The following is a 25,670-nucleotide window of genomic DNA, read 5'->3' as shown; positions in this document are numbered from 1 at the left end:
TTAGCAAGTGATGAGAGTTAAGTAAAATATGCACTGTGATATTTATAGATCGAGCAAAAAAGATGAAATGTACATTTATATTGCTCGTCCAGACTATCCAAATGATGATGTCGAAGGAAAAGATCCTTTAGAAAATGTTCCTGAAACGATCCGTCAGGCTTTTGGTCGACCAACATTTGTCATGCATCTTGAACTTTCTCAGTCACGAAAACTGGCGCGTGTCAACGTGTTACATGTGATGGATTCACTACAAACCACTGGCTTTTTTATTCAAATGCCACCAGAAGGATTTATCAATCCAACCGATGAACCAGAGGGGTTAAGAGGTGCTTGATCAACTCAGTGCAATATGGAACGGCCTGTTGTCCTCACTTGATTCAGTTCCAGAAGATAGTATTGCTGTGACAGTCTATGTCGTGGGAACCATTATTGTCTTATGGTGTTGGTATGGTGTGGCAAAACGACTTCCTCATCTCTTGGGTGGAATTAGTTGGATCGTTCTTTTTGCAATTTTAGCGACACCGACTGTTTCTGATGGTGCAAATGCAGAAATCGCACCTGCTATTTTTGGGGTGTTATTTGGTGTTTTAACCAAAGAGCAAACACTGATATGGGCGAATGTATCGCTTATTCTTTTGGTCATTGGGGTGGGGTTAATTGTGGGCTATTTGTGGTCGAAATATCGCATGAACAAAGTGGCTTCTGATGAAAGTCGCGCGTCCATTTAAGTAAAAAAATAAAGGTTATAAGATGGCTGTTGATTCACAACATTTCTCGGGTACAGATCAGTACATCGCAACGGATAGCTTAAAACTTGCTGTTAAAGCTGCACGTGCGCTACAAAAACCATTATTGGTCAAAGGTGAGCCGGGTACAGGTAAAACATTACTTGCAGAACAAGTCGCTGAAAGTTTGGGTTTAAAACTGATTACATGGCACATTAAGTCCACGACCAAAGCGCAACAGGGTTTATATGAATACGATGCTGTATCGCGTTTACGTGATAGCCAGTTAGGTGATGATCGGGTTTATGATATTAAAAACTATATTAAACCTGGGAAATTGTGGGAGGCGTTTACCAGTGAAGAGCGCTGTGTTTTATTGATTGATGAAATTGATAAAGCAGATATCGAGTTTCCAAATGACTTGTTACATGAACTGGATAAAATGTCGTTTTATGTTTATGAAACAGGGGAAACGATTACCGCTATTCAGCGCCCGATTGTGATCATTACTTCAAATAATGAAAAAGAATTGCCAGATGCTTTTTTGCGTCGTTGTTTCTTTCATTATATTGAGTTTCCTGATGAAGCGACCATGCGTGAAATTATTGCGGTACATTTTCCAAAAATTTCAACGACACTGGTGAGTGAAGCATTACAAATTTTCTTTAAATTACGTCAGGTACCAAATTTAAAAAAACCACCATCGACATCTGAATTGATTGATTGGTTAAGTTTGCTGATGGCCGATGATATGCCAGAAGATGTGCTGCGTAATCACGACAAATCTAAAGCCATTCCGCCGCTGTATGGTGCATTGATTAAAAACGAACAAGATGTGCAACTGTTAGAACGACTCGCATTTATGTCACGTCGTTAAGGGTGGTCGCTTATGTTTGTGCGGCTGTTTTATACCCTCAGAAAATATGGCGTTCCTGTCACGACGCGTGAACTCATTGATTTAAATCAGGCTGTCGCTGAAGGACTGGTCTTTGCAGATCAGAATGAATTTTATCAACTTGCTAAAACCATTTTGGTCAAAGATGAGCGTTTCTTTGATAAATTCGATCGTGCGATTAAGGATTATTTTGACGGGATAGAAACCTTCGATCTGGATGAATTACTGAAGCAAGTCCAAAAGATCCCCAAAGAATGGCTGGATTTGGAGCTACTGGAGAAACATTTAACTCCTGAACAAAGAGCTGCGCTACAAAAAGCAGGTTCTTTGGAAGAACTGATGAAAATGCTGGAAGAACGTTTACGTGAACAGCATAAAAAACATCAGGGTGGCAATCGAATGATCGGTACAGGTGGTACATCGCCTTTTGGTGCGTTTGGGGATCATCCTGAAGGCGTGCGGATTGGTGGACCTGGCCGAAAACGTTCAGCAGTTAAAGTCTGGGAACAACGGAAATATCAAAATCTGGACGATGAACAGATTTTGGGAACACGTCAGATGCAACTGGCTTTACGCCGTTTACGCAAATTTGCACGTCAAGGTGCAGCGGAAGAACTTGATGTTGATGGTACAATCCGTGAAACTGCAAAGCAGGGCATATTGGATGTACAATTAGTTCCTGAAAGACGTAACCGTGTTAAAGTGCTGATGCTTTTCGATGTTGGCGGCTCGATGGACTCTTATATCGCACAATGTGAAAAACTTTTTAGTGCTGCCAAAACTGAATTTAAAACACTGGAATACTTCTATTTTCATAACTGCCTGTACGATTATGTTTGGAAAGATAATCATCGTCGACAAGCAAGCCGTTTGGAAACATGGGATCTATTTCATAAATATGGACGCGATTACCGTGTGATTGTGGTTGGTGATGCGAGTATGGCACCTTATGAACTACGTTCGGCAGGTGGTTCAGTTGAATATATGAATGATGAAGCAGGCGAGGTTTGGTTGCGTCGTTTGCGCCAGCATTTTGATAAGATTGCATGGCTAAATCCAGAAGAAGAAAATTATTGGCATTACACGCAAACTATCAGCTTAATTAAGCAAATCTTTGAAGATCATATGTATCCTATGACTTTAAAAGGTGTTGAAGATCTAACGCGTTATTTATCGCGTTAAAACTAACTGGGTTGGTGGTGCATATTAAAATGGATGATTGCAATATTATTGTGTGAACTTTAGGCTGATATTTTATTTTTAGTGGTTCAAACAAAAATGCCTGATGAATTTCATTGGGCATTTCATCGTTTAAAATCAGAGGATATCGATTAAAATCAGAGGATATCGATGCAACTTCTCAGTCTCTACAAACTCTGTGCTCAGATATGAATAATTTTCTGTGCTTTACAATGCATTACTGAATACTTTCAAAGTAGGCTTTAATTTTAGAGTATTGCTTGAGCAGTTGTTATTATTATGCTTTTCAAGTTTAGATAAAATCAGATTTATTTAGAAATTAATGAACAATAAAAAAAGAGCATGCGAAGGCATGCTCCTTTTTCTTACAAAAATTACTCAGATACGATAGTAACGAGAACTTCTGCAACAACATCATGATGCAATTGGATTGCGATGTTGAATTCACCAGTGTGACGAAGCGCACCATTCGGTAAACGAACTTCTGCACGGTCTACAGTAAGACCAGCATTCGTTAATGCGTCAGCGATGTCACGAGTACCGATAGAACCAAATAGTTTACCTTCATCACCCGCTTTCGCAGTAATGACGATATTCACTTCGTTCAATTGATCAGCACGTGATTGAGCAGCAGCTAATACTTCAGCTTCTTGCTTCTCAAGTTCAGCGCGACGAGCTTCGAAAGCAGCAGTGTTTGCTTCAGTAGCAGCAACAGCTTTACCCTGAGGGATCAAGTAGTTACGGCCAAAACCAGCTTTAACTGATACTTTGTCACCAAGTTTACCTAGGTTCTTAATGCGTTGTAATAAGATAACGTCCACAGCTCACCTCACTTATGGTTGTCAGTGTACGGAATCAAAGCCAAGTAACGAGCTTGTTTAATCGCAAGCGCTAATTGACGTTGATAACGAGCTTTAGTACCAGTGATACGGCTAGGAACAATCTTGCCGTTTTCAGTGATGTACTGTTTTAAAGTGTCGATATCTTTGTAGTCGATGTACACAACATTCTCAGCTGTAAAGCGGCAGAACTTGCGACGACGGTAAAAACGTGCCATTGATGTTCTCCTTAAGCTTCTTCAGCAGATTCGTGTGATTGCTGTGCTTCTTCACGTTGAGCTTTACGCGCACGTTTTTCTTCAGCACTTTTAGCAAGTAACGATTCTTCAGTGATTGCGTGTTCACGACGAATGATGATGTTACGAATGATTGCGTCGTTATAACGGAACAATTCTTCTAATTCATCAAGAGTCGTTTGACCACATTCAACATTCATAAGAATGTAGTGTGCTTTGTGAATTTTGTTAATTGGGTAAGCCAATTGACGACGGCCCCAATCTTCTAAACGGTGAATTTGACCATCAGCTTCTTTGATCTGAGAGATATAGCGTTCAACCATACCTACTACTTGATCGCTTTGGTCTGGATGTACCAAAAGTACGATTTCGTAATGACGCATTGTCAGCTCCTTACGGTTTGGACAGCCCCTAACATAAAAATTAGAAGCAAGGAGTCATAACTGGAATAATGAATTCAAGTTAAGCCGCATAAATTGCGAAGGGTGAATTATATAGAAAAGTGCAAATAAAAACAAATGGTTTTCAGTGCAAATCAGGATAAATAGAAATCTTCCTCTCTATTAAAAGAGAGGAAGATGTGGCGCAGGTGAATGGTAAGTAAAGCTAAAACTTACACTGAGTAAGGTAATTAAGATTACCGAATACAGGAAAAAGCGTTTTGCCCAAATCTGATCATTTTCAGCTTTAAAACCAATGAGTGATAAATAAAGCCAATATGCAGTTAATGCATTAAACGTGATGAGAAAAAAGACATTGGTATAACCAAAACAGTAAAGCCCATTGAGAACTGCCGCAAAAAGTACAATGTAAATGACACATTCAACTTTGGTTCTAAAAATAGAGCGCGCTACTGGTAAAATTGGGATACCTGCATTTTTGTAATCATCAAAGCGGTAAATCGCAATTGCCCAAGAGTGGGGCATCTGCCAAAGACCATAAGCTAAGAAGATCAGTAAAGCCGCTACATCAAATTCATTGGTGACGGCAACATAACCAATGACAGGAGGGCTCGCTCCAGAAATACTACCAATCACGGTTTGATGAATCGTGGTACGTTTAGACCAGAGGCTATAAAAGCCCACATAGACAACAAAACCAATTACAGCAAATAAGAATGAATAAGGATTCACCCCGAACCATAAAATGCTAAAACCAATTACTCCAAGCACACTGGCATAGACAAGTGCAACGGATGGAGAAATCGTTTTTTTAACTAAGGCACGATTTTGAGTTCGTTGCATTTTGTGGTCAATGTCTTGATCAATTACATTATTGATGACACAACCTGAGGCTACAACAAGCGTTGTACCTAAGAGGGTGAGGATGAGTAAGAGGAAATCTACAAGTCCTTGGGCGGCTAAGAAAAAGCCGCCCAAGGTGGTAATGAAATTACCAAACAGAATTCCTGGTTTAGTCAGGAATAAATATTTTTTCAACATGACAAACAGTTTAGAGCATCATATTGAAGTGTAGATAGTTCATGATCCATACAGAACCGATCAAAAGAACGGCAATACATAGAATGGTATAAATGAATGCAATCAAATTCCAGCGTTGTTCAGAAGATGTATTCATGTGTAAGAAAAACACAAGTTGTACAAGTACCTGAGCAACTGCTGTAATTCCGATAACGGTCATTAATAGACCGCGGGAAAATCCACCTGCCATCACCATCCCAAATGGGATGATGGTGAGCAGAACAGATAAAATAAACCCGACAGTGTACTGTTTAACGTTACCGTGAGATGCACCAGCAGCATTATGATCGTGACTACTCATTAGAGAACTCCCATCAAGTAAACGACGCTGAATACACAGATCCATACGATGTCAAGGAAGTGCCAGAACAAACTTAGGCAAGCAAGACGACGTGTATTTGGTAATGTCAGACCTTTGGTTTTGATCTGATACATTAATACAATCATCCAGACCAAACCAGAAGTCACGTGAATACCGTGCGTACCAACCAGTGTAAAGAATGCTGATAGGAAAGCACTTGTGCTTGGACCATGTCCTTCGTGAACTAAATGATGAAATTCATAAAGTTCCATGCCAATGAACGATGCGCCAAAGATAAAGGTGATAAGTAACCACATAATCACTTGGTTAACGTTCTTTTTGTACGAAGCCAGAACTGCAAAACCGAAAGTGACAGATGAGATCAAGAGAGCAAAGGTTTCAGTTAAAACAAAACCTAAAGACTCACCAAATAGCTCATGTGCACTTGGTGTACCTGGTGGAACATGGCTGCTCAAAACAGCGAACGCGATGAAGAGTGTACCGAATAAAATCAAGTCACTCATCAAGTATGTCCAGAAACCAAAGACCGTTAAGTCGGTATCATCATGTTCATGATGCCCGTCATGGCCATGGTTGTCGTGATGAAGTACTTCAGCCATATCCTTAGTCCTTCTTCAAGTGTTTTTCAAGTAATGCATAGCGTTCATTTTCAATGCGCTCAACTTCAGCAGCTGGTACATAGTAATCCACTTCTTTAGTGAATGAGCTACGAATAAAGCTGATAATAGCCGCAATGAAAGATGCTGCAACTAGCCACCAGATGTGCCAGATTAATGCGAAGCCCATCAATGTAATAAACATTGCAATGATGAAACCAGCTGCACGATCAGTTGGCATATGAATGTCTTCATATTTGGCAGGACGTGCATACGCAACACCATTTTCTTTGTCAGTCCAGAAACGGTCTACACCATTTGCTTCAGGAACTTGTGCAAAGTTATAAAATGGAGCAGGAGATGAAGTCGACCATTCAAGAGTACGACTGTCCCATGGATCGCCTGTGTAATCCATGTTTTGATGACGTTGTAGGAAACCTACAATAATTTGCATCAAGAAACACGCAATACCAATCGCAACCAACACAGCACCAAATAATGCAATCGCTAGGTATGGATCCCATTCAGGGTTGTCATAAGTATTCAAACGACGAGTCATACCCATGAAACCAAGGATATAAAGTGGCATGAAAGCAAAATAGAAACCAAAGAACCAGAACCAGAATGCAGCTTTGCCCCAAGCTTCATTTAACTTCCAGCCAAACATTTTTGGCCAGTAGAAAATAATACCTGCGAACATACCAAATACCACACCACCGATAATTACGTTATGGAAGTGGGCAATAAGGAACAGTGAGTTGTGTACAAGGAAGTCAGCAGGAGGAACTGCCATCAATACACCAGTCAAACCACCGATACCAAAAGTCACAAGGAAACCAAGTGTCCAAAGCATTGGAGTTTCGAAAGTGATACGACCTTTATACATGGTAAACAACCAAGAGAAAATCTTAACCCCTGTAGGGATTGCAATAATCATGGTCATGATACCGAAGAATGCATTGACGTTTGCACCAGCACCCATTGTAAAGAAGTGGTGAAGCCATACAACAAACGCTAATACTGTAATTGCAATTGTTGCATATACCATTGATTTATAACCAAACAATGCTTTGCGTGAGAAAGTCGCAACGATCTCTGAATACAAGCCAAATGCTGGTAATACCAAGATATATACTTCTGGGTGACCCCAAGTCCAAATCAAGTTCACATATAGCATTGGGCTACCGCCAAGCTCGTTTGTGAAGAAATGGAAACCGAAATAACGATCAAGGGTAAGCATTGCAATTGTTGCTGTAAGTACAGGGAATGACGCAATAATCAGAACTGCTGTACACAATGATGTCCACGTAAAAATAGGCATGTCCATCAATTTCATGCCAGGCGCACGCATTTTGATGATGGTAACAAAGAAGTTAACACCTGACAAAAGTGTACCAAGACCAGAAACTTGAAGTGCCCAGATATAATAGTCGACACCGACACCAGGAGAATACTGAATCCCAGAAAGAGGAGGATAAGCCATCCAACCTGTCGCAGCAAACTCACCCAGTACAAGGGAAGCCATCATTAGACCTGCGGCACCAGCAAACAACCAGAAACTTAAAGAGTTAAGTAATGGGAATGCGACATCACGTGCACCAATTTGTAGAGGTACAGAAATGTTCATCATACCTACAACAAGACCCATTGCTACGAAAAAGATCATGATCACGCCATGCGCGGTAAAGATCTGGTCGTAATGGTCTGGATGTAAGTAACCTTCACCGCCACCTTTAGCAAGGAACAGTTGAAGACGCATCATGATTGCATCAGCAAAACCACGCAATAGCATGACCACAGATACAATGATATACATAATACCAATTTTTTTATGGTCTACAGATGTAAACCATTCTTTCCAGAGATATCCCCATTTTTTGAAATAAGTGATACCAGCTAGAACAGCAATTGCACCAATAGCCATCAAGACCATTGTCACTAGTACAATTGGCTCTTTAGGGATAGAGTCCCATCCGAGTTTACCTAATAACAACATGGCTTATTCCTCTACAGAAGCAGTTGCATGTGCATTAGCATCATGAGCTTGCGAACCATGTTCAGCAGTTGCTGAATGGTCCGCACCGTGGTAGTTGCTCATATATCTGTTAATGACAGTTTCAAACAAGTTTGGTTCAACTGAAGAATAGTAAGTCACAGGATGTGGCTTAGTTGGGAATGGCTTCATTGCTTCAGCTTTAGCTAAGGCTTCTGTATCACCAGCAGCTTCAGCGCGATGTACCAGCGCTTCGATCTGATGTTTAGAACGATCCCCATCTTTCAGTGTCGCAAGCTCAGCTTGATCAAGCGTACCTTTTTGGATCGCTTCAGCATTAATGCTCGTGCCTTTACCCGCTTTAATCGCTTCTACCCATTGTGCAAATTCAGTTTCAGTCACACTATGAGCTTTGAAGCGCATTTGTGAGAAGCCATAGCCTGAGTAGTTAGACGAGAAACCACGATATTCGCCAGTTTCATTCGCTAATAAATGAAGGTGGGTTTGCATGCCCGCCATAGCATAAATTTGGCCACCTAACGCAGGAATGAAGAATGAGTTCATTGTAAAGTTAGATGTAATTTTAAAGCTTAATGGTGTTTTCTCTGGGAAACGTACTTCATTTACTGTCGCGATATTTTGTTCAGGATAAATAAAAATCCACTTAAACTGTTCAGCAATAACCTGAATAGTTAATGGTGCTTTATCTGAATCTAGCGGACGGTATGGGTCGTACTTGTGGGAACCCCACCAAGTTAACCAAGCTAAAATACCAATAATAATGACAGGAATACCCCAAACTACAATTTCAATTGCAGTTGAGTGTGCCCATGTAGGTTTATAGTCTGCATCTTTATTTGACGCGCGATATTTCCAACCAAACCATAACGCCATAATGATTGAAGGAATTACAACCAATAGCATTAAGTAGATCGCAGTCATCATCAGGTTACTTTGACCTTCTGCAACTGGACCTTTAGAGTTTAGAAGTACTAAATCACCACCACACCCTGTTAAAAGTGCGGAAACCGCCGATAAAGACAATACAGCTAAAATCGTTTGTCTCATTTTACAACCTCGGTGAAGAGTCCCATTCCCTAAGTAAATTTGGGATAGCGATAAAAGTGTCGCATGATGGAGAAGAATAAATCCTGTTAAGGAATATATTTCTCAATCATGTGACACAGCTATGTTGTAGGGCATTATGCCTGATATCGTTAAACTAAGCTACTTGAAAGTGACGTTAAATATTTGTTATGACACCTTATTTGGTAGCCTGTTTTATCTTTTGAATATGGCTTAAAAGTCAATTTTTTTCATAGATTTATCATAAAAAAGGAGTGAATGATCACTCCCTTAATTATTTTTTAAGATTGATGACTTTGGTTTTTGCTAGTCTATCATGCAAGCTATTGTTTCCTTTTGAGAAAAATAAAACAATATCTGCAATAAAAACAATCACCAATAGCGGTAAAAGGCTCATCAACTGTGAAATGATAATAAACAAAAATGAGCGTACAAAAAAACCGCGAAATTGACCAGGAAGCTGATTGGTCGATGCATCAACAATTTGCAAATGGAATAATTTTTTACCAATAGATTGACCAGAACGAGCAATAAAATAATTTTGTAAAAATAACAAGCCAAGTGTGTAGATGAGTAATGCGACTGGAACCCATGTAGGCATGTTGTCGCGCATGGCTTCAGCAATTTTAATTTGCTGTTCAACATCAAAACTAGTGGTTTGTTGGAGTAGATCATGCGGTAAAAAGAGCATTGTGACAATAATTTGCGGCAAAATCAGCAAAGCTAAATCGATAAGCTTGGCCGAAATACGCTTGCTCACAGGAGCAGCCGTTGCTTTGGCTGTCTGATTGACTTTAATGTCACGGATGACATCATTTTGACTATGGGCTGGGGCATCAAAAGTAGAATTTGTTGTCGAGTTTACAGGCTGGTAGACAAGTTTACCTTGAGTGAGTTCACCTAAGGCTCTCCATTTCGTCATACCTTCATGCCATGCTAAGTCAGTCAATAGCACTTGTTGGCTAGCGAGCATCTGGTTCAGTTGTTCTAATGTATAAGGACCAGCCTGTTGGTTATTTCTTGCCAAGTAAATTTGCATAAGTTTTAAATCTCAACAGCTTAAAGATGAAAAAGACCCCGCGCGAGGGTCTTTTTGATAAGATTAAGTTAGGCTTGCTTGTCTTTATCTTCCGCTAGGAAGAACCAAGTTTCAAGTACCGAGTCAGGATTGAGTGAAACAGTTTCAATGCCTTGCTCCATCAGCCATTTAGCAAGATCTGGATGATCAGATGGACCTTGACCACAAATACCTACATATTTCCCAGCTTTACGACAAGCATGAATGGCCATTGAAAGCAGGGCTTTAACGGCTGGATCACGTTCATCAAATAGATGAGAAACAATACCAGAGTCGCGGTCTAAACCGAGCGTTAATTGAGTTAAGTCGTTAGAACCAATTGAGAAACCATCAAAATGTTCAAGGAATTGTTCAGCCAATAATGCATTGGTTGGTAATTCACACATCATGATGATTTTTAAACCATTCTCACCACGCTTCAAGCCATTTTGAGCTAAAAGTTCAATGACGCGTTTTGCTTCAGAAACTGTACGCACAAATGGAATCATGATTTGAATATTGGTCAAACCCATTTCATCACGTGCTTTTTTCAAGGCACGGCATTCAAGTTCAAAGCAATCGCGGAAGTTGTCAGATACATAACGGCTTGCACCACGGAAACCCAACATTGGGTTTTCTTCTTCTGGTTCGTAGAGTTTACCGCCAATGAGGTTAGCATATTCATTGGACTTAAAATCGGACATACGAACAATGACTGGTTTTTCAGCAAAGGCAGCCGCAAGTGTTGCAATACCTTCAACCAGTTTTTCTACATAGAATTCAACTGGAGAAGAATAACCTGCCGTACGTGCCATGACTGCTGCACGTGTTTCACGTGGCAAGCTTTCAATATTCAGTAAGGCTTTAGGATGCACGCCGATCATACGGTTAATAATGAACTCAAGACGAGCCAGACCAATACCACCGTTTGGAATTTGAGCAAAGTCAAATGCACGATCAGGGTTACCGACGTTCATCATAATTTTGAACGGAAGTTTTGGCATAGATTCAATCGAGTTGCGTTGAATTTCAAAATCCAGCGCGCCTTCATAAATAAAGCCTGTATCACCTTCAGCACATGAAACAGTAACTTCCTGACCATCGGTTAGGACTTCTGTGGCATTGCCTGTACCCACAATCGCAGGAACACCCAGTTCACGTGCAATAATAGCAGCATGACAAGTACGACCACCGCGGTTAGTCACGATAGCAGCGGCACGTTTCATTACTGGTTCCCAGTCTGGATCAGTCATGTCTGAAACTAGCACGTCGCCTGGTTGAACTTTGTCCATTTCTTTAATCGATGAAACAACGCGTACTTTACCAGAACCAATACGTTGACCGATTGAGCGACCTTCACATAACACAGTGCCACGCTGTTTAAGTAAGTAGCGCTCCATTGTGCCTACGTTTTGACGGCTTTTTACAGTTTCAGGACGCGCCTGAACAATGTAAATTTGACCATCATCACCATCTTTGGCCCATTCGATGTCCATTGGCGCACTGTAATGGTCTTCAATGATCATGGCTTGTTTAGCAAGCTCTTGAAGTTCATGGTCATTTAAAGCAAATTGTTGACGATCCTGTTTTTCAACATCAACCACCACCACTGATTTACCCGCTGAACCTTCTTCGCCATAAATCATTTTCTGGTGTTTAGAGCCGAGGTTGCGACGTAATACAGAGTGTCTACCATTTTTAAGCAGCGGTTTTGATAAATAAAATTCGTCAGGGTTAACAGCACCTTGAACGACCATTTCACCCAAACCATAAGATGCTGTAATAAATACGACATCTCGGAAACCAGATTCGGTATCCAATGTAAACATTACACCCGCAGCACCTGTTTCTGAACGTACCATGCGTTGTATGCCAGCAGACAAAGCTACGATGTCATGAGCAAAGCCTTGATGCACACGGTATGCAATTGCACGGTCGTTATACAAAGATGCAAATACTTCTTTGATGGCAATCAAAATATTATCGATGCCACGAATATTCAGAAAAGTTTCTTGCTGACCAGCAAAAGAAGCGTCTGGTAAATCTTCAGCGGTCGCAGATGAACGAACGGCAACCGCGATATCAGGGTTGCCGTTTGAAAGTGCATTAAAAGCGTCACGAACTTCTTTTTCTAATGCTGGAATGAGAGGAGTATCTACAATCCATTGACGAATTTTTGCGCCAGTTTCGGCAAGAGCGTTGACATCGTCAACATTCAATTGATCGAGTTCTGCTTGAATTTTTGCGTTTAGACCGCTTTGTTCAAGGAACTCACGATAAGCAGCAGCAGTTGTGGCAAAGCCACCCGGTACAGACACACCAGCATTGGATAAATGGCTGATCATTTCACCTAGAGATGAGTTTTTCCCACCCACGAGTTCGACGTCGTGTTTCCCTAATTTTTCCAGACCGATTACGCGCGCTTCCAAAGTTTTCACTCCACTTTTCCAGTATTAATTACTATCTTGGCATGAAGAAAAGATATTAATGTGCTTAGGATTTTGATTTACTCTAAGCGACAGTCATGTAAGATCAGCTTACTATAAAGATTATATAGCACTAAGACAAATGTTTGAGGAGATTTTTCATGTCAGATAGTAAACAAATTAAGCGGAGTGTGTTTTTTATTTCAGATGGAACCGCGATTACGGCTGAAACCCTCGGACATTCTTTATTAGCGCAATTTCCCAACGTGGATTTTGATATTCATATTATTCCGTATATCACCTCAGAAGAAGCGGCAATGAATGTGGTTGCTGAAATTAATAGTTGCCAGTCTAAAGACCAGACTTTGCCATTGGTGTTCGATACGTTGGTCGATCCGAATGTGCGTGAAATCATTAACACTGCCAAAGCGGTGAATCTCGATGTGTTTGAGGGTTTAATTAGCAAGTTAGAACAAGAGCTTGGCACACCGCCAACAACTTTGGTCGGACAGACTCATGCCGTGACGGATTCTGAATATTATAAAGCTCGTATTGATGCAGTTCATTTTGCTTTGGACAATGATGATGGTGCTCGTACACGTCACTATGATAAAGCCGATATTATCTTGATTGGGGTATCCCGTTCGGGTAAAACACCAACGTCGATTTATCTGTCATTACAATTTGGAATTCGTGTTGCAAATTATCCACTGACCGAAGAAGATCTAGATGACAATCGCTTACCAAAAGTATTGAAAGAACATAAAAATAAGTTATTTGGTTTGATGATTGATGCGGAACGTTTGGTCGCAATTCGTAATGAACGTAAAGCCAATAGTCGCTATGCCAGTTTTAGCCAATGTCAGATGGAGTTGCGTGCCATTGAAGGAATTTATATTTCAGAAGGAATTCCATATTTAAATGTCACGGAAATGTCGATTGAAGAAATTTCAACACGTATTTTACAAAAGACAGGCTTGAAACGCCGTATTGGTTAAAAAGTTTACAAACAATAGATCTAAATCCTTCAGTATTTCTGATCTGTGGTTGTAAGGAGAAGGGAAATCAATGAAAAATCATTAATTTCCCTTTTTTAGTTAAACAATTTTAGCTGTTTTTGATATCCATCAATAAACTAAAGTTTTCGAGTCGCTTTTCAGTGTCATAAATATCACAAGTGAAAATGAACTCATCAACATCTACATGTTCTAACAAGTCTTGCAGACCAGCTTTCACCGTTTCAGGTGAACCAATTTGACCCAATGCATAAAAGTTATTGACGGATATGCGCTCGGCAGGTGTCCAGATATGATCCATAGACTCCACAGGTGGTTTGAGTTTTAAACTTTGTCCACGCATTAAACCCAGTACACGTTGATAAGCACTGGTGGCTAAATGTTGTGCTTCGGCATCTGTTTTAGCTACTACAGTTGGAACGCCCATGGAAACATACGGTTGTTCTAGATATTCAGATGGTTGAAAGTTTTCTCGATACAACTGGACAGCCTGTGACAGCATACGCGGTGCAAAATGTGATGCAAACGAATAGGGAAGACCTAAACGAGCCGCGAGTTGTGCACTAAATAAACTGGAGCCCAACAACCAGACGGGAACATGTGTTCCGTGTCCTGGGGTTGCTACGATTTTTTGATTGGGTTCAGGGTCTTTGAAATATTGCAAAATTTCGAGAACATCTTGAGGAAATTGATCTTCAGTTTCCTGACGACCACGACGTAAGGCTCGCATGGTCAATTGATCTGTGCCTGGTGCGCGGCCTAAACCTAATTCAATACGATTGGGATAAAGCGTTGCTAATGTACCAAACTGTTCTGCAACCACCAATGGCGCATGATTAGGTAACATCACTCCACCAGAGCCTAAACGTATCGACTGTGTATTTGCAGCAATATGACCCAGTAATACAGCGGTCGCTGAACTGGCAATACCATCCATATTATGGTGTTCGGCCAGCCATAAACGTTCATATCCTAGTTTTTCTGCATGCTGAGCCAACTCCAAAGCATGATGCAACGAAAATTGAACTGTTTTATCATTACGGATAGGCGCAAGCTCAAGAATTGAAAACCGTGTTTCTTTTAAAGAAGCCATAAAAAATTCTCAGAACTATATATCGTTATTTTACGATTTATCTAAAATTATGTATATCGTTTTTTTTCGATTTATGCAGTGATTTGTAACTTAACAATAATGACCATAAAAAAGCACCCAGAAGGGTGCTCGACTATTTGAATCATACAACGTATTAACGGTGACGATAGTGGCGGTGATGTCTGTTCCAACTACGTGAGTTGTTATAGCGTTTTTCTTCAGCTCTGTCTTTAGAGATTTTATTTCCTAAAGCTGAACCACCTGCGGCGCCTAGGGCTGAACCAATATATCCACCCGTTGTGCCACCCATATTTTTACCAACGGTATAGCCACCCACACCACCTAAACCACCACCAATTGCAGATGAAGTACGATTACGTTTATTGCTTGCAACGGCCGCACCACCCGCACCACCAATTGCAGAACCAATCATGGCACCAGTATTACCGCCCATTTGATTACCTAAGGCTGTACCAACCACACTCCCTAATGCAGAAGTTGCCGCAACACGTGTGGTATTGTCTGCATGTGCATTGATTGCAAACATTGAAGAAATTGCCAATACACCACTTAATAATAAGTTATTTGCCTTCATCTTACATCTCCGTGTCCCAACAGCAGGACTTTATCTATTTCGTTGCAGCAAATGTAACAAAACGATTCACTTTAATTGTGGAGATTATCGTTGTTGTTTTTACAATGTAGCTGCGTTTTGTATGCTTTCTATTAAAAGTGTCTATTAAAACGGCAAAAACGATTGATTTATCGCCTAATGTGAAGAAAAAGTGAAAACTCACTCCACTGAAATAGTCTTAAGAGCAAGCAAATATAAGCTGATCTATGTTCTTTAACAGTCATAATCGGTAAACTATGCGCACTTTTAGCTTTGACCTGATCGCAAGCACTTCATCATTCAAGCGTTGCGCTGATCGATTATTTTTATTTTGAGATACTTCCACTTATGAAAGAATCATTACGTTTACGACTGGATCAACTCTGTGATCGTTATGAAGAGTTAACGGCATTATTGGCAGATGCGGAAGTCATTTCTGACAATAAACGTTTTCGTAAATTATCCCGTGAGCATAGTGATCTTTCTGAAATGGTCGAAGTATGGGGCAAGTATCGTCAGGCTGAGCAAGATATTGTGACTGCCGAAGACATGCTCAATGATCCTGATTTTAAGGATATGGCTCAAGAGGAAATCAAGGAAAATCGCGCCTTGATTGAGCAACTCGAAGCTGATCTGAATATTTTGATGATTCCTAAAGATCCCAATGATGCCAATTCTGCTTATTTGGAAGTTCGTGCGGGAACTGGCGGTGATGAGGCTGCAATTTTCTCAGGCGATTTATTCCGTATGTATAGTAAATATGCCGAATCTCAAGGCTGGCGTATTGAAGTATTGTCTGAAAATGAAGGTGAACATGGCGGTTATAAAGAAGTCATTTGCCGTGTGGATGGCGATGGTGTCTATGGTCGCTTAAAGTTTGAAAGCGGTGCGCATCGTGTACAGCGGGTTCCAGCAACGGAGTCACAAGGGCGTGTACATACGTCTGCGTGTACGGTTGCGATTTTGCCTGAAGTCGATGTGGATACGACGGTTGAGATTAATCCTGCTGATTTGCGGATTGATACTTATCGTGCCTCGGGTGCGGGTGGTCAGCACATTAACAAAACTGATTCTGCGGTGCGTATTACTCATATTCCAACAGGCGTGGTGGTCGAGTGTCAGGAAGAACGCTCTCAGCATAAAAACAAAGCTAAAGCGATGGCGTTGTTGGTTTCGCGTCTGGAAAATGCTAAGCGCGCCGCACAGGAAACAGCAACGTCTGAAATGCGTCGAGATCTGGTTGGATCTGGTGATCGTTCAGAGCGTATTCGTACTTATAATTATCCTCAAGGTCGTATGACAGATCACCGTATTAATTTAACCTTATATAAGTTAGATGCAATTATGGAAGGTGATTTGACTGAACTTTTGGATAGTCTACATCGTGAATATCAAGCCGATCAGTTGGCGATGTTAGCTCAAGAGAATGGCGGCTAATGAACATTGCGCAAGCCTTAAATCTGCGTGGTGAGTCTGATAGCTATGAGCGTCAGGAAGCCACGTGGTTGCTTGAATATGTCCTCAATCTGAATTCACTTGAATTAAAAATGCGTCAAATGCAAGTTTTGACGCATGAGCAAGAACACACCTTTTTAGATGGTCTGATGCGACTCTCTAAAGGTGAGCCACTGGCTTATATTACGGGTTCGCAACCGTTTTGGAGTCTGGATTTAAAGGTTACACCAGATACATTAGTTCCGCGTCCAGATACTGAAATTTTAATTGAAACGGTTTTATCGTTAAATTTACCTTTTCAAACTTCGATGGTGGATTTAGGCACGGGGACAGGTGCAATAGCGTTATCTCTAGCCAAAGAGCGTCCTGACTGGAAAGTTTTAGCAACCGATATTTACTTTCCAACGCTTGAAGTCGCTCAGGAGAATGCTCATCGACATGCGTTGAATCAAGTTCAATTTATTTGTAGTACATGGTTTGAAGCCATTCCTGCGCAAAAGTTTGATTTGATTGTGTCTAATCCACCTTATATCGATGCACAGGATGAACACATGGTGAATCTGGGAACAGAACCTCGCCGCGCATTGGTCGCAGAGCATCAAGGTCTAGCGGATCTGGAACTGATTATTGATCAAGCACCCAAGTGGATGAATATTGATGCATGGTTAGTGCTTGAACATGGTTATGATCAAGGGGACATGGTTCGTCAATTGCTTCAAAAACGGGGCTTTACTCAAGTTCAAACCCGAAAAGATTACGGTGGAAATGATCGTATTAGTCTAGGGCAATGGAAAGTATAAACCACTATAAATTGCTTTTATTTTGAAGACCTTGTTCGATAAGCACTTGGATTGACACCGGTCCACTTTTTAAAAGCACGATAAAACGCACTTGGATCATGGAAATTTAAGGCATCACTGATATCCTGAATACAATCTTCAGTTTTACTTAAACGCTCAATCGCAATATCACAGCGGATGTCATTTTTAAGTTGTTGATAACTAATATTTTCAGCTTTTAAACGCCGTTGAATAGTGGCCTCAGACATGTTTAACTGCTGCGAAAGTTCTTTAAGTTCTGGCCAAAGCGCGGGATGGTGTTTGATAAGATGTCTACGAATCATCAGGCTTAGTGCATTTTCATTTTTATAACGTACTAATAAATTCTGTGGTGTCTGTTTTAGAAATTCATAAAGCGATTTTTTATCTTTTTTAATTTTAATCTGTAAATAATCTGCATTGAATTCCACGCGATTAGATGCTGCATCAAATTCGATATTTTCACAAAAACGAACATAATAATCTTGTGGATAAGCGGGCTTAGCGCATTTCAGACTAATTTTATCAATCACAATTCGTTGATCCGCTAGCCAACACAATAAACCATGAATCAACATTAAAAAAGTTGCATAACTGAACATCCGTTTAGTGTGAGTTTGATCATGAATGATCAAACATGCCAGATTTTGTTCAACTTTAAACTCTGCTTGGATATCATCCAGAAGTACAGAAAAAAATTTTAAAATATCGGTTAAGGCTTTTTCTATTGTATCCGCATGCATGACCATTTTTGCTAATAATTGATAACTACCACGTCGCATGGGATGAGAGTCCATTCCAAAAAACTCATCATCCATATGGTTAGCCAACTCAATCCAGAGTTGTGCATAAGCCGAAACTGGAATTCTGGCTTTGGGGAAGTTTAAAAGCTCGGCTGAAATCCCCGCCGGTTGTACTATTTTTTCAATATTAAAACCGCGCGAATGTGCCACACTCAAAGCTTCATTGACCAATGCAATAGAAATGGTTCCTTTGTTTGAAGGGGAAATATTTGACTGTGCAATCCGTTGCATGTATGACCTGACATTCAGAATTAAAAAATTTTTAAATGATGAAAATGTCCAAAAACAGCAGAACATTTGAGGTTTTTTGAAATTGTACTGTAAAAGTTGAACTTTTACTCTGGAACTAATGTCAGATTAAATTAAATCACGTGGAAATTGGCAATGAAAATACAAGGAAAACATTTCATTATTACAGGCGGTGCCTCGGGTTTGGGGGCTGCAACGGCTGAATGTTTGGTCGCGCGAGGTGCTTATGTTACTTTAGTTGATATGAATGTTGAAGCTGGACAGGCTCAAGCAGAAAAGTTGGGTACAGCAGCAGAGTTTGTTGCAATAGATGTGACCAATGAAATCGAGGTTGCACAGTTTTTTAAACAAACATTACAACAGCATGGTGCAATTCATGGATTAATTAACTGTGCAGGAGTTGGCCCATCTGCAAAGGTGGTGGGTAAAGAGGATATTCATGATCTGGGGTTGTTCAATAAAGTGCTGAATATCAATGTGACAGGGACTTTTAATATGCTGCGGTTTGCAGCAGAAGCCATGACACATAATACTGTAATGCCTGAAGATGAAGATTGCGGTGTAATTATTAATACTGCTTCTGTGGCTGCCTTTGATGGTCAAATTGGTCAGGCTGCTTATGCGGCTTCCAAAGGTGCAATTGTGGCGATGACTTTACCCATTGCACGTGAGTTGGGGCGTCATGCTATTCGGGTGGTTACGATCGCACCCGGTATTATGGAAACGCCTATGCTCAAAGCTTTGCCACAAAATATTCAGGATTCGCTGGGTCAAATGGTGCCTTATCCATCGCGTTTGGGTAAACCAGATGAGTTTGCAAGTCTTGCAGCGCATATTATTGAAAATGCATATCTGAATGGTGAAGTAATTCGTTTGGATGGTGCCATTCGAATGGCACCCAAATAACACCAAGATTATTTAACTCAACATGCCAAAGCCCTCAATTAGATTGAGGGCTTTGGAAATTGAAAAAGTAAATAAAGCAGTTTAAGTTGGATTTAATCACCAGTAAAAAACATCGTTGGATGTTTTACGATAACAAAAATGGACAGGACATATAGATCAAATTTTGAATGATCTGTATGCATTAAAAATGGAATAAAAGAGGTTTTCGGGATGAAGACACTGACACAAGCCTATGCGGAATTTGATTTAAATCAACTTATTCAACAGCAACTTAACGGACATGAACAGCGCATTAATGCTTTTGAGGAGTGCTGTGGTAGATATGTAGGTCATGACAAAGTGGCTTTGATCTGGGAAGGAAAAAACGGAGAACAGCAATCATATACCTTTGATCAACTTGCTGAATATTCAGGGAAATTAGCCCATTATTTTTCGTCTATCCATCTTCAGGCAGGAGACTGCATCGCGGGATTATTACCACGTACCCCCGAATTACTCATCACAATTTTAGCCACTTGGCGTATTGGTGCAATTTATCAACCCTTATTCACTGCATTTGAATCCAAAGCCATTGAGCATCGTTTAGAAACAGCCAAAACCAAACTTGTAGTAACCAATACTGATCAACAATCTAAACTCGAAAATTTAAATATTAGCCAAGTTTTGACTGTCAAAAATATTGATGATGATCAGAACCAAGAAGATTTCTGGAGTGTGATCCATACATTTGATGCCGATTGCCCAATTGAATATCGCAGTTTCGATGATGATTTTTTAATGATGTTTACTTCTGGTACAACGGGTTTGGCCAAATCTGTTCCTGTGCCATTAAAGGCAATTTTGGCATTTAAAGGCTATATGACACATGCCGTGGATTTGCGTGAGGAAGATTCATTTTGGAATCTAGCTGATCCGGGTTGGGCTTATGGACTATATTACGGTATTACAGGGCCTTTGAGTTTAGGTCATTGCATTCTGATGGATGAACAAGCTTTTAGTGTAGATCGGGCCATTGAACTGATGAAAAAATATCAGGTCAATAATCTGACAGGTTCTCCGACTGCATTTCGTATGTTTTATGGTTTTAAAGAAAAGTTTGATAACAGTGTCAAACAGCATTTAAGGGTCGTGAGCAGTGCAGGCGAGCCTTTAACACCAGAAGTGATCCATTGGTTTAAACATGATTTCAATGTCAATATTTATGATCAATACGGACAGACTGAACTCGGCATGGTGATTGGCAATCACCATGCTTTAGAGCATGTGATTAAAATCGGTTCTGCGGGTTTTGCTATACCGGGACATCGTTTTGCGGTACTCGATGAAAATCATCAAGAACTTGGGGAAGGCGGGATCGGGGTATTGGCGATTGACTGTGATGCGTCACCTTTGCTTTGGTTTAAAGGTTATGGGGGTAATAACCGAAAGTCTTTTGTAGGCAAATACTATATTACAGGTGATACCGTACAGTTAAATGATCATGGAAGTATAGATTTTGTTGGACGTGCTGATGATGTCATTACAACGTCAGGCTATCGTGTGGGCCCTTTTGATGTCGAAAGTACATTACTTGAATGCGAAGAAGTTTTAGAATCCGCTGTAATTGGCAAACCTGATCTGACGCGAACCGAAATTGTTAAGGCATTTATCGTATTAAAAAGCCAATATCAAGCGACAGAACAGCTCAAAGAAAAACTACAAATGTATGTGCGCGGACGTCTATCTAAACATGCCTATCCGAAAGAAATTGAATTTGTAGATGTGTTACCCAAAACAGTGAGTGGTAAAATTCAGCGTGGTATTCTTAAACAACAAGAAGTTGAACGAATGCAACCGCTTTGCACGAGTTAAATCTATCTTAAACAGGATGGAGATAGTTCATATTTGAGTGTTCTCCATCTACTTGTTTTAACCATCAGTTTTTTTATAAATTGGCTTTAACTTCATCGCCAATCGTATAGAAAGTCCCACCCGCAATATAATGCAAACTTTTTAAACTTCGGTGTGCATCTGAAAAATACCAATGTCCATCACGAAATACGCGTGAGTCCGCCCAAGCACCCATCACAGAGCCAATAAATAAATCATGCGCTTGCTGATTATGGGGCTCAGGAATGACTTTACAGATCAGCCAAGCAATACAACCTTCAACCAAAGGTACACCAGAATCATCGGGATAAAAGAGTTGAGTTCCACACATCTCTAATTTATTCGGCTCATCAAACTGGCTGATACTGCCTAATTGATAGGTCATATCCAGTTGTGCTAAACAGGGAACCTGTAACGCGAAATAGCCATTCTTTTCAATAATTTTTCGAGTCTTCGTCGATTTATCTAAAACAACGGTCACTTTTGCAGGACTAAATTCTAAAGCACACGCCCATGCTGCGGCCATGACATCAATATCATCATCATCATCTTGAGCGGAAACCAGTACAGTTGGGCCATGATTAAGTAAACGATAGGCTTTTGTGAGTTCTACACTTTGAATATCTGGATTTGTCATTTTATTAAGCTCATCTTTTTAAAATGCTTATATATTGGTAGAAGATTTTATGAAAATAAGCAAATTTTAAAAGATCTATACACTATGACGTCTTTCATCATTGTTTAAACCCTCTTTATTTCTCTCGCATAGGCAGAAATGAAAGGGACTTATGAAACAAGTCTATTCAATGGTTTCTATTTTCTGTTTTGCGTTTTAAAATTGGAGTTGATATCAGCAAATATTAAATTATAGAAAATCCAATGTTCATCAAATTTATTCTAGGATGTATTTTCTCTTTGGGACTGATGGGATGCCATAGCTTGAATGCCAAATCTCAAGCAACAGAAGAAACGCAGGAATGTTTGGCTTATCGGGCCATGATGACTGCACCGATGGATCCTTTAGCGATGCAGCAATTAAAAACAAAATGTTTGGAGTCTCGAAAATAAATAAATTACCTATGCGATAGGAAACGGGTATTGTTGCTAGTTTTGATGGTGTTACATTTTCTAAACTATCTATGCGATAGAAAGCAGTTGAGCAAAAGCAAATTATCTGTGTTGATTTTTCTAAACTATCTATGTGATAGGAAGCGTGGAGGCGGATGTTTAAACTTTCCGCATGTTTTTCTAAGCTATCTATGCGATAGGAAGCACCGCCTTTTTCAACGTATTCGTATGAGTAAATTTCTAAACTATCTATGTGATAGGAAACTATCAAGAAGCGAAGGCTAAGGCTTATCAACATTTCTAAACTATCTATGTAATAGGAAGCTGGCTTAAATTAAAGCCGAGATGTCATGGACTTTTCTAAACTATCTATGTGATAGGAAGCAAAAATCAAAAAATAACATGTTGGTTTCGTAAGCATCCGGCTAACACAGCCTTACCAAGCGATCCTATAAGCCTTAATTTAGTTCCCACCTAAAAACAAGTGGGGACTTAATCCATGAACATGGATATATATTCAGCAACACCTCCTGTTGCTAAAAAACGCAGAACATACAGCAAAGAATTCAAACTCAGTATTGTCAATGCCTGTAAAAATCCTAATACCTCGATCGCTTCGGTCGCACTGCAACATAGTATTAATGCCAACCTTGTCAGTCGTTGGATCAGGATCTTCAGCCATCATGATGGTGCCGTGCAAGATCCTACTCATGTGAATCCAGCATTTATTGCTTTGCCTTACACTGCTGCAATCAGCCAACCTATTGATGAGAGGATCACGTTGTGTATCACCGTGCCTCATACGAATAATGATATTCAGCTAAAATGGCAGACATCAGAAATACCTGCCTTGGCAGAATTACTCAAGGCACTTGCAACATGATCCGCATTGATGAAATCTGGTTGTCTACTCAGCCCATGGACATGCGTGCAGGTATGGATACGACCATGGCCCAGGTGGTGAGAGCCTTTGGCTACATCAAACCGCATTGTGCTTACCTGTTCTGTAATAAACGTGGCCATCGTATGAAAGTGTTGGTACATGATGGACTGGGCATCTGGCTGTGTGCCCGGCGTTTGGAACAGGGTAAATTTCACTGGGCTCAAGTTCACCAAGGTGAAACCGTGGCCCTCAGCCCGGAACAGTTACAGGCACTGATCCAGGGTTTGCCCTGGCAGCGCATTGGACGACAGCAGGTAGTGACGATGCTCTAAACCAGGTTGGTGCATTCTGCTATTCTCCAAACGTTCTATTTCATTCTCTTCATGACCTCAGGCATACTGCGGTCATGAATACACTGCCTGACTTAAACCAACTGACCCATGAACAACTGCTGGAATTTACCAGACAGTTGGCAATGCAGCATCAGTCTCTGGCACAATCAAATCAAGAATTAGAAAAATCAAACCAGCAATTGGATGCCAAAGTTCAGCATCTTTCTATTCTCAATCAAAAATACGAGCATGAACTGGCGCTGTTTAAAAAGCACGAATTCGCCCAAAAGAATGAACACTTAACGGCAAAACAAATCCATCTGTGGGATGAAGCGGTTGAAGAAGATATTGCCGCGGTTGATCTAGAACTGGAACGGCTAAATGCAGATAAAACCAATGCAGCGACACACAAAGCAACAGTCAACAAACCTAAACGTCGACCACTGCCAGATCATCTACACACCATCCGTATTGAGCATGAACCTGCATCAACCCAATGTGCTTGTGGCTGCCAACTCCGTCGTATCGGCGAAGATGTCAGTGAAAAACTGCATTTCAGACCGGCACAGTTCTATAAGGAACAGCATGTGCGTGGTAAATGGGTCTGTGATCAGTGTGACACTCTGACTCAGCAAGCGATGCCCGCCTATGTGATTGATAAAGGCATTGCTTCACCTGAATTGCTCAGCCATGTGCTGGTATCGAAGTATGCCGATCATTTGCCGCTGTACCGTCAACGTCTGATCTATCAGCGGGCGGGAATCGAACTTTCTAGATCAACTTTATCTGACTGGATAGGTCGCTGCGGTGTAGAACTGGAACCTCTGGCCAATGCCTTAAAAGAGGTGGTACTACAACAGCAGGTGCTGCATGCAGATGAAACACCGGTCACCATCATGCGGATGGGTGAGAATAATAAAAAACCGAAGAAAGGTTATGTCTGGGCCTATGCCACTACACAGTACAATCCAGTTCAGGCGGTGATCTATGACTTTCAGGATAGTCGTTCAGGCCAGCATGCTGAAGAGTTCTTGAAAGGCTGGCAGGGCTATCTAGTCTGTGATGATTACAGTGGTTATAAAGCACGCTTTAAATCAGGCGATGTCATTGAGGTGGGCTGCATGGCGCATGCACGTCGTAAATTCCATGAACTGCATGTAACTGGGAAAAGTCAGGTCGCTGAACAGGCATTAGTGCTGATTCAGAAACTGTATGCCATAGAAGCAGAACTCAGGAAAAAGACCGATGGTACAGCAGAACAGCGCCGCGAATACCGACAACAGTATAGTCAACCGGTGATGCAACAACTGTATGAATGGCTCAACCAACATCAACTGACTGTGCCATCGAGTTCTCCAACCGCCAAGGCGATCAATTACACTCTGAAGCGTTGGCCAGCCTTAAGCCGCTATCTGGATGATGGCAATCTACCGATTTGCAATAACTGGGTGGAAAACCAGATGCGCCCCTGGGCGTTGGGACGTAAGAACTGGTTATTTGCAGGTTCGCTGCGCAGCGGTCAGCGAGCAGCCAATATTATGACATTAATCCAGTCAGCAAAGCTGAATGGGCTGGATCCCTATGCCTATTTAAGTGATGTGCTGAAAAGGTTGCCGACACATAAAGTGACTCAGATTGAAGAATTGCTACCACACCGCTGGAAACCTGAACCGAATTAAAAAATAGGCATGGGGTTCAGCGGACGCTTA

General features: G+C 40.8%; 27 protein-coding genes. 13 read left to right on the top strand and 14 right to left on the bottom strand.

Annotated elements, in window-relative coordinates; translation table 11 throughout:
- Positions 1-28 precede the first annotated feature (28 nt).
- Genes J500_RS05875 through J500_RS05860 form a run of 4 tightly spaced genes read left to right on the top strand, consistent with a single transcriptional unit; the run spans position 29 to position 2,802 of the window.
- A complete protein-coding gene (locus tag J500_RS05875) occupies positions 29-334 on the top strand; it encodes a YcgL domain-containing protein (RefSeq protein WP_004988209.1) in 306 nt (101 codons plus the stop codon).
- A complete protein-coding gene (locus J500_RS05870; protein ID WP_004988206.1) occupies positions 327-728 on the top strand; it encodes a hypothetical protein in 402 nt (133 codons plus the stop codon). The genes J500_RS05875 and J500_RS05870 overlap by 8 nt, the downstream gene beginning before the upstream one ends.
- Before the next feature lie 22 nt (positions 729-750).
- A complete protein-coding gene (locus tag J500_RS05865; RefSeq protein WP_004988203.1) occupies positions 751-1,602 on the top strand; it encodes an AAA family ATPase in 852 nt (283 codons plus the stop codon).
- A 12-nt stretch (positions 1,603-1,614) separates the two neighbouring features.
- Positions 1,615-2,802, top strand: a complete 1,188-nt coding sequence (locus J500_RS05860; RefSeq protein WP_034698733.1) for a vWA domain-containing protein — start codon at positions 1,615-1,617, stop codon at positions 2,800-2,802.
- Between the two features lie 392 nt (positions 2,803-3,194).
- Here the strand turns inward: J500_RS05860 and rplI are convergent, their stop codons facing one another.
- The 10 genes from rplI to ppsA form a co-directional block, all read right to left on the bottom strand.
- A complete protein-coding gene (gene rplI / locus J500_RS05855; RefSeq protein WP_004988199.1) occupies positions 3,195-3,641 on the bottom strand; it encodes a 50S ribosomal protein L9 in 447 nt (148 codons plus the stop codon).
- A gap of 8 nt (positions 3,642-3,649) precedes the next feature.
- Positions 3,650-3,877, bottom strand: coding sequence for a 30S ribosomal protein S18 (rpsR, locus tag J500_RS05850; protein ID WP_004988197.1), 228 nt, complete (start codon positions 3,875-3,877; stop codon positions 3,650-3,652).
- Between the two features lie 11 nt (positions 3,878-3,888).
- Positions 3,889-4,278, bottom strand: a complete 390-nt coding sequence (gene rpsF / locus J500_RS05845; protein ID WP_004988194.1) for a 30S ribosomal protein S6 — start codon at positions 4,276-4,278, stop codon at positions 3,889-3,891.
- A 180-nt stretch (positions 4,279-4,458) separates the two neighbouring features.
- Positions 4,459-5,337, bottom strand: coding sequence for a heme o synthase (cyoE, locus tag J500_RS05840; protein WP_034698730.1), 879 nt, complete (start codon positions 5,335-5,337; stop codon positions 4,459-4,461).
- Positions 5,338-5,347: 10 nt separating this feature from the next.
- Positions 5,348-5,677, bottom strand: a complete 330-nt coding sequence (gene cyoD / locus J500_RS05835; protein WP_004988185.1) for a cytochrome o ubiquinol oxidase subunit IV — start codon at positions 5,675-5,677, stop codon at positions 5,348-5,350.
- A complete protein-coding gene (gene cyoC / locus J500_RS05830) occupies positions 5,677-6,297 on the bottom strand; it encodes a cytochrome o ubiquinol oxidase subunit III (RefSeq protein WP_004988184.1) in 621 nt (206 codons plus the stop codon). The genes cyoD and cyoC overlap by 1 nt, the downstream gene beginning before the upstream one ends.
- Positions 6,298-6,301: 4 nt before the next feature.
- Positions 6,302-8,290, bottom strand: a complete 1,989-nt coding sequence (cyoB, locus tag J500_RS05825; RefSeq protein WP_034698727.1) for a cytochrome o ubiquinol oxidase subunit I — start codon at positions 8,288-8,290, stop codon at positions 6,302-6,304.
- Positions 8,291-8,293: 3 nt separating this feature from the next.
- The gene (cyoA, locus tag J500_RS05820) at positions 8,294-9,355 is read right to left on the bottom strand and encodes a ubiquinol oxidase subunit II (protein ID WP_034698724.1); all 1,062 of its coding nucleotides are present in this window, start codon (positions 9,353-9,355) and stop codon (positions 8,294-8,296) included.
- Between the two features lie 292 nt (positions 9,356-9,647).
- Complete coding sequence (locus J500_RS05815) at positions 9,648-10,412, bottom strand: RDD family protein (RefSeq protein WP_034698722.1); 765 nt, start codon at positions 10,410-10,412, stop codon at positions 9,648-9,650.
- Positions 10,413-10,480: 68 nt separating this feature from the next.
- A complete protein-coding gene (ppsA, locus tag J500_RS05810; protein ID WP_171063256.1) occupies positions 10,481-12,868 on the bottom strand; it encodes a phosphoenolpyruvate synthase in 2,388 nt (795 codons plus the stop codon).
- 149 nt (positions 12,869-13,017) lie between these two features.
- On the opposite strand from ppsA, the gene J500_RS05805 reads away from it, so the two are divergent.
- On the top strand, positions 13,018-13,854 hold the full coding sequence (locus J500_RS05805) for a pyruvate, water dikinase regulatory protein (protein ID WP_004988177.1): 837 nt from the start codon (positions 13,018-13,020) through the stop codon (positions 13,852-13,854).
- 109 nt (positions 13,855-13,963) lie between these two features.
- Here the strand turns inward: J500_RS05805 and J500_RS05800 are convergent, their stop codons facing one another.
- Entirely contained in the window at positions 13,964-14,965 is a 1,002-nt protein-coding gene (locus tag J500_RS05800; RefSeq protein WP_004988173.1) for an LLM class flavin-dependent oxidoreductase, read from the bottom strand.
- A gap of 154 nt (positions 14,966-15,119) precedes the next feature.
- Complete coding sequence (locus J500_RS05795; protein WP_034698719.1) at positions 15,120-15,560, bottom strand: glycine zipper domain-containing protein; 441 nt, start codon at positions 15,558-15,560, stop codon at positions 15,120-15,122.
- A 366-nt stretch (positions 15,561-15,926) separates the two neighbouring features.
- Here J500_RS05795 and prfA point away from each other — a divergent pair, with 366 nt between their 5' ends.
- Both prfA and prmC read left to right on the top strand, forming a co-directional pair.
- The gene (gene prfA / locus J500_RS05790) at positions 15,927-17,015 is read left to right on the top strand and encodes a peptide chain release factor 1 (protein WP_034698716.1); all 1,089 of its coding nucleotides are present in this window, start codon (positions 15,927-15,929) and stop codon (positions 17,013-17,015) included.
- Entirely contained in the window at positions 17,015-17,833 is an 819-nt protein-coding gene (gene prmC, locus J500_RS05785; protein ID WP_034698713.1) for a peptide chain release factor N(5)-glutamine methyltransferase, read from the top strand. The genes prfA and prmC overlap by 1 nt, the downstream gene beginning before the upstream one ends.
- A 17-nt stretch (positions 17,834-17,850) precedes the next feature.
- Here prmC and J500_RS05780 read toward each other — a convergent pair whose 3' ends face one another.
- Positions 17,851-18,885: an AraC family transcriptional regulator gene (locus tag J500_RS05780; protein WP_034698711.1), complete on the bottom strand. Its 1,035-nt coding sequence runs from the start codon at positions 18,883-18,885 to the stop codon at positions 17,851-17,853.
- 153 nt (positions 18,886-19,038) lie between these two features.
- On the opposite strand from J500_RS05780, the gene J500_RS05775 reads away from it, so the two are divergent.
- Both J500_RS05775 and J500_RS05770 read left to right on the top strand, forming a co-directional pair.
- Complete coding sequence (locus tag J500_RS05775) at positions 19,039-19,809, top strand: SDR family NAD(P)-dependent oxidoreductase (RefSeq protein WP_004998257.1); 771 nt, start codon at positions 19,039-19,041, stop codon at positions 19,807-19,809.
- A gap of 210 nt (positions 19,810-20,019) precedes the next feature.
- The gene (locus J500_RS05770; protein WP_004998254.1) at positions 20,020-21,660 is read left to right on the top strand and encodes an AMP-binding protein; all 1,641 of its coding nucleotides are present in this window, start codon (positions 20,020-20,022) and stop codon (positions 21,658-21,660) included.
- 73 nt (positions 21,661-21,733) lie between these two features.
- Here J500_RS05770 and J500_RS05765 read toward each other — a convergent pair whose 3' ends face one another.
- Positions 21,734-22,315 (bottom strand): flavin reductase family protein, encoded by a 582-nt coding sequence (locus J500_RS05765; protein WP_004998252.1) that lies wholly within the window; start codon positions 22,313-22,315, stop codon positions 21,734-21,736.
- Between the two features lie 302 nt (positions 22,316-22,617).
- Here J500_RS05765 and J500_RS17830 point away from each other — a divergent pair, with 302 nt between their 5' ends.
- From J500_RS17830 to tnpC, 4 genes are all read left to right on the top strand, one after another.
- Positions 22,618-22,746, top strand: coding sequence for a hypothetical protein (locus tag J500_RS17830; protein ID WP_265102903.1), 129 nt, complete (start codon positions 22,618-22,620; stop codon positions 22,744-22,746).
- A gap of 499 nt (positions 22,747-23,245) precedes the next feature.
- On the top strand, positions 23,246-23,629 hold the full coding sequence (locus J500_RS05755) for a transposase (protein ID WP_019836977.1): 384 nt from the start codon (positions 23,246-23,248) through the stop codon (positions 23,627-23,629).
- Positions 23,626-23,961, top strand: coding sequence for an IS66 family insertion sequence element accessory protein TnpB (gene tnpB / locus J500_RS05750; protein WP_000618091.1), 336 nt, complete (start codon positions 23,626-23,628; stop codon positions 23,959-23,961). Before J500_RS05755 ends, tnpB begins: the two co-directional genes overlap by 4 nt.
- A 74-nt stretch (positions 23,962-24,035) precedes the next feature.
- The gene (gene tnpC / locus J500_RS05745; protein ID WP_034698698.1) at positions 24,036-25,640 is read left to right on the top strand and encodes an IS66 family transposase; all 1,605 of its coding nucleotides are present in this window, start codon (positions 24,036-24,038) and stop codon (positions 25,638-25,640) included.
- Positions 25,641-25,670 lie beyond the last annotated feature (30 nt).

It is taken from the genome of Acinetobacter sp. 479375 (assembly GCF_000581715.1).
Taxonomy (GTDB): domain Bacteria; phylum Pseudomonadota; class Gammaproteobacteria; order Pseudomonadales; family Moraxellaceae; genus Acinetobacter; species Acinetobacter ursingii.
Note: the sequence above shows the minus strand (reverse complement) of the source record. Positions and strands in the feature narration are given on the sequence as shown.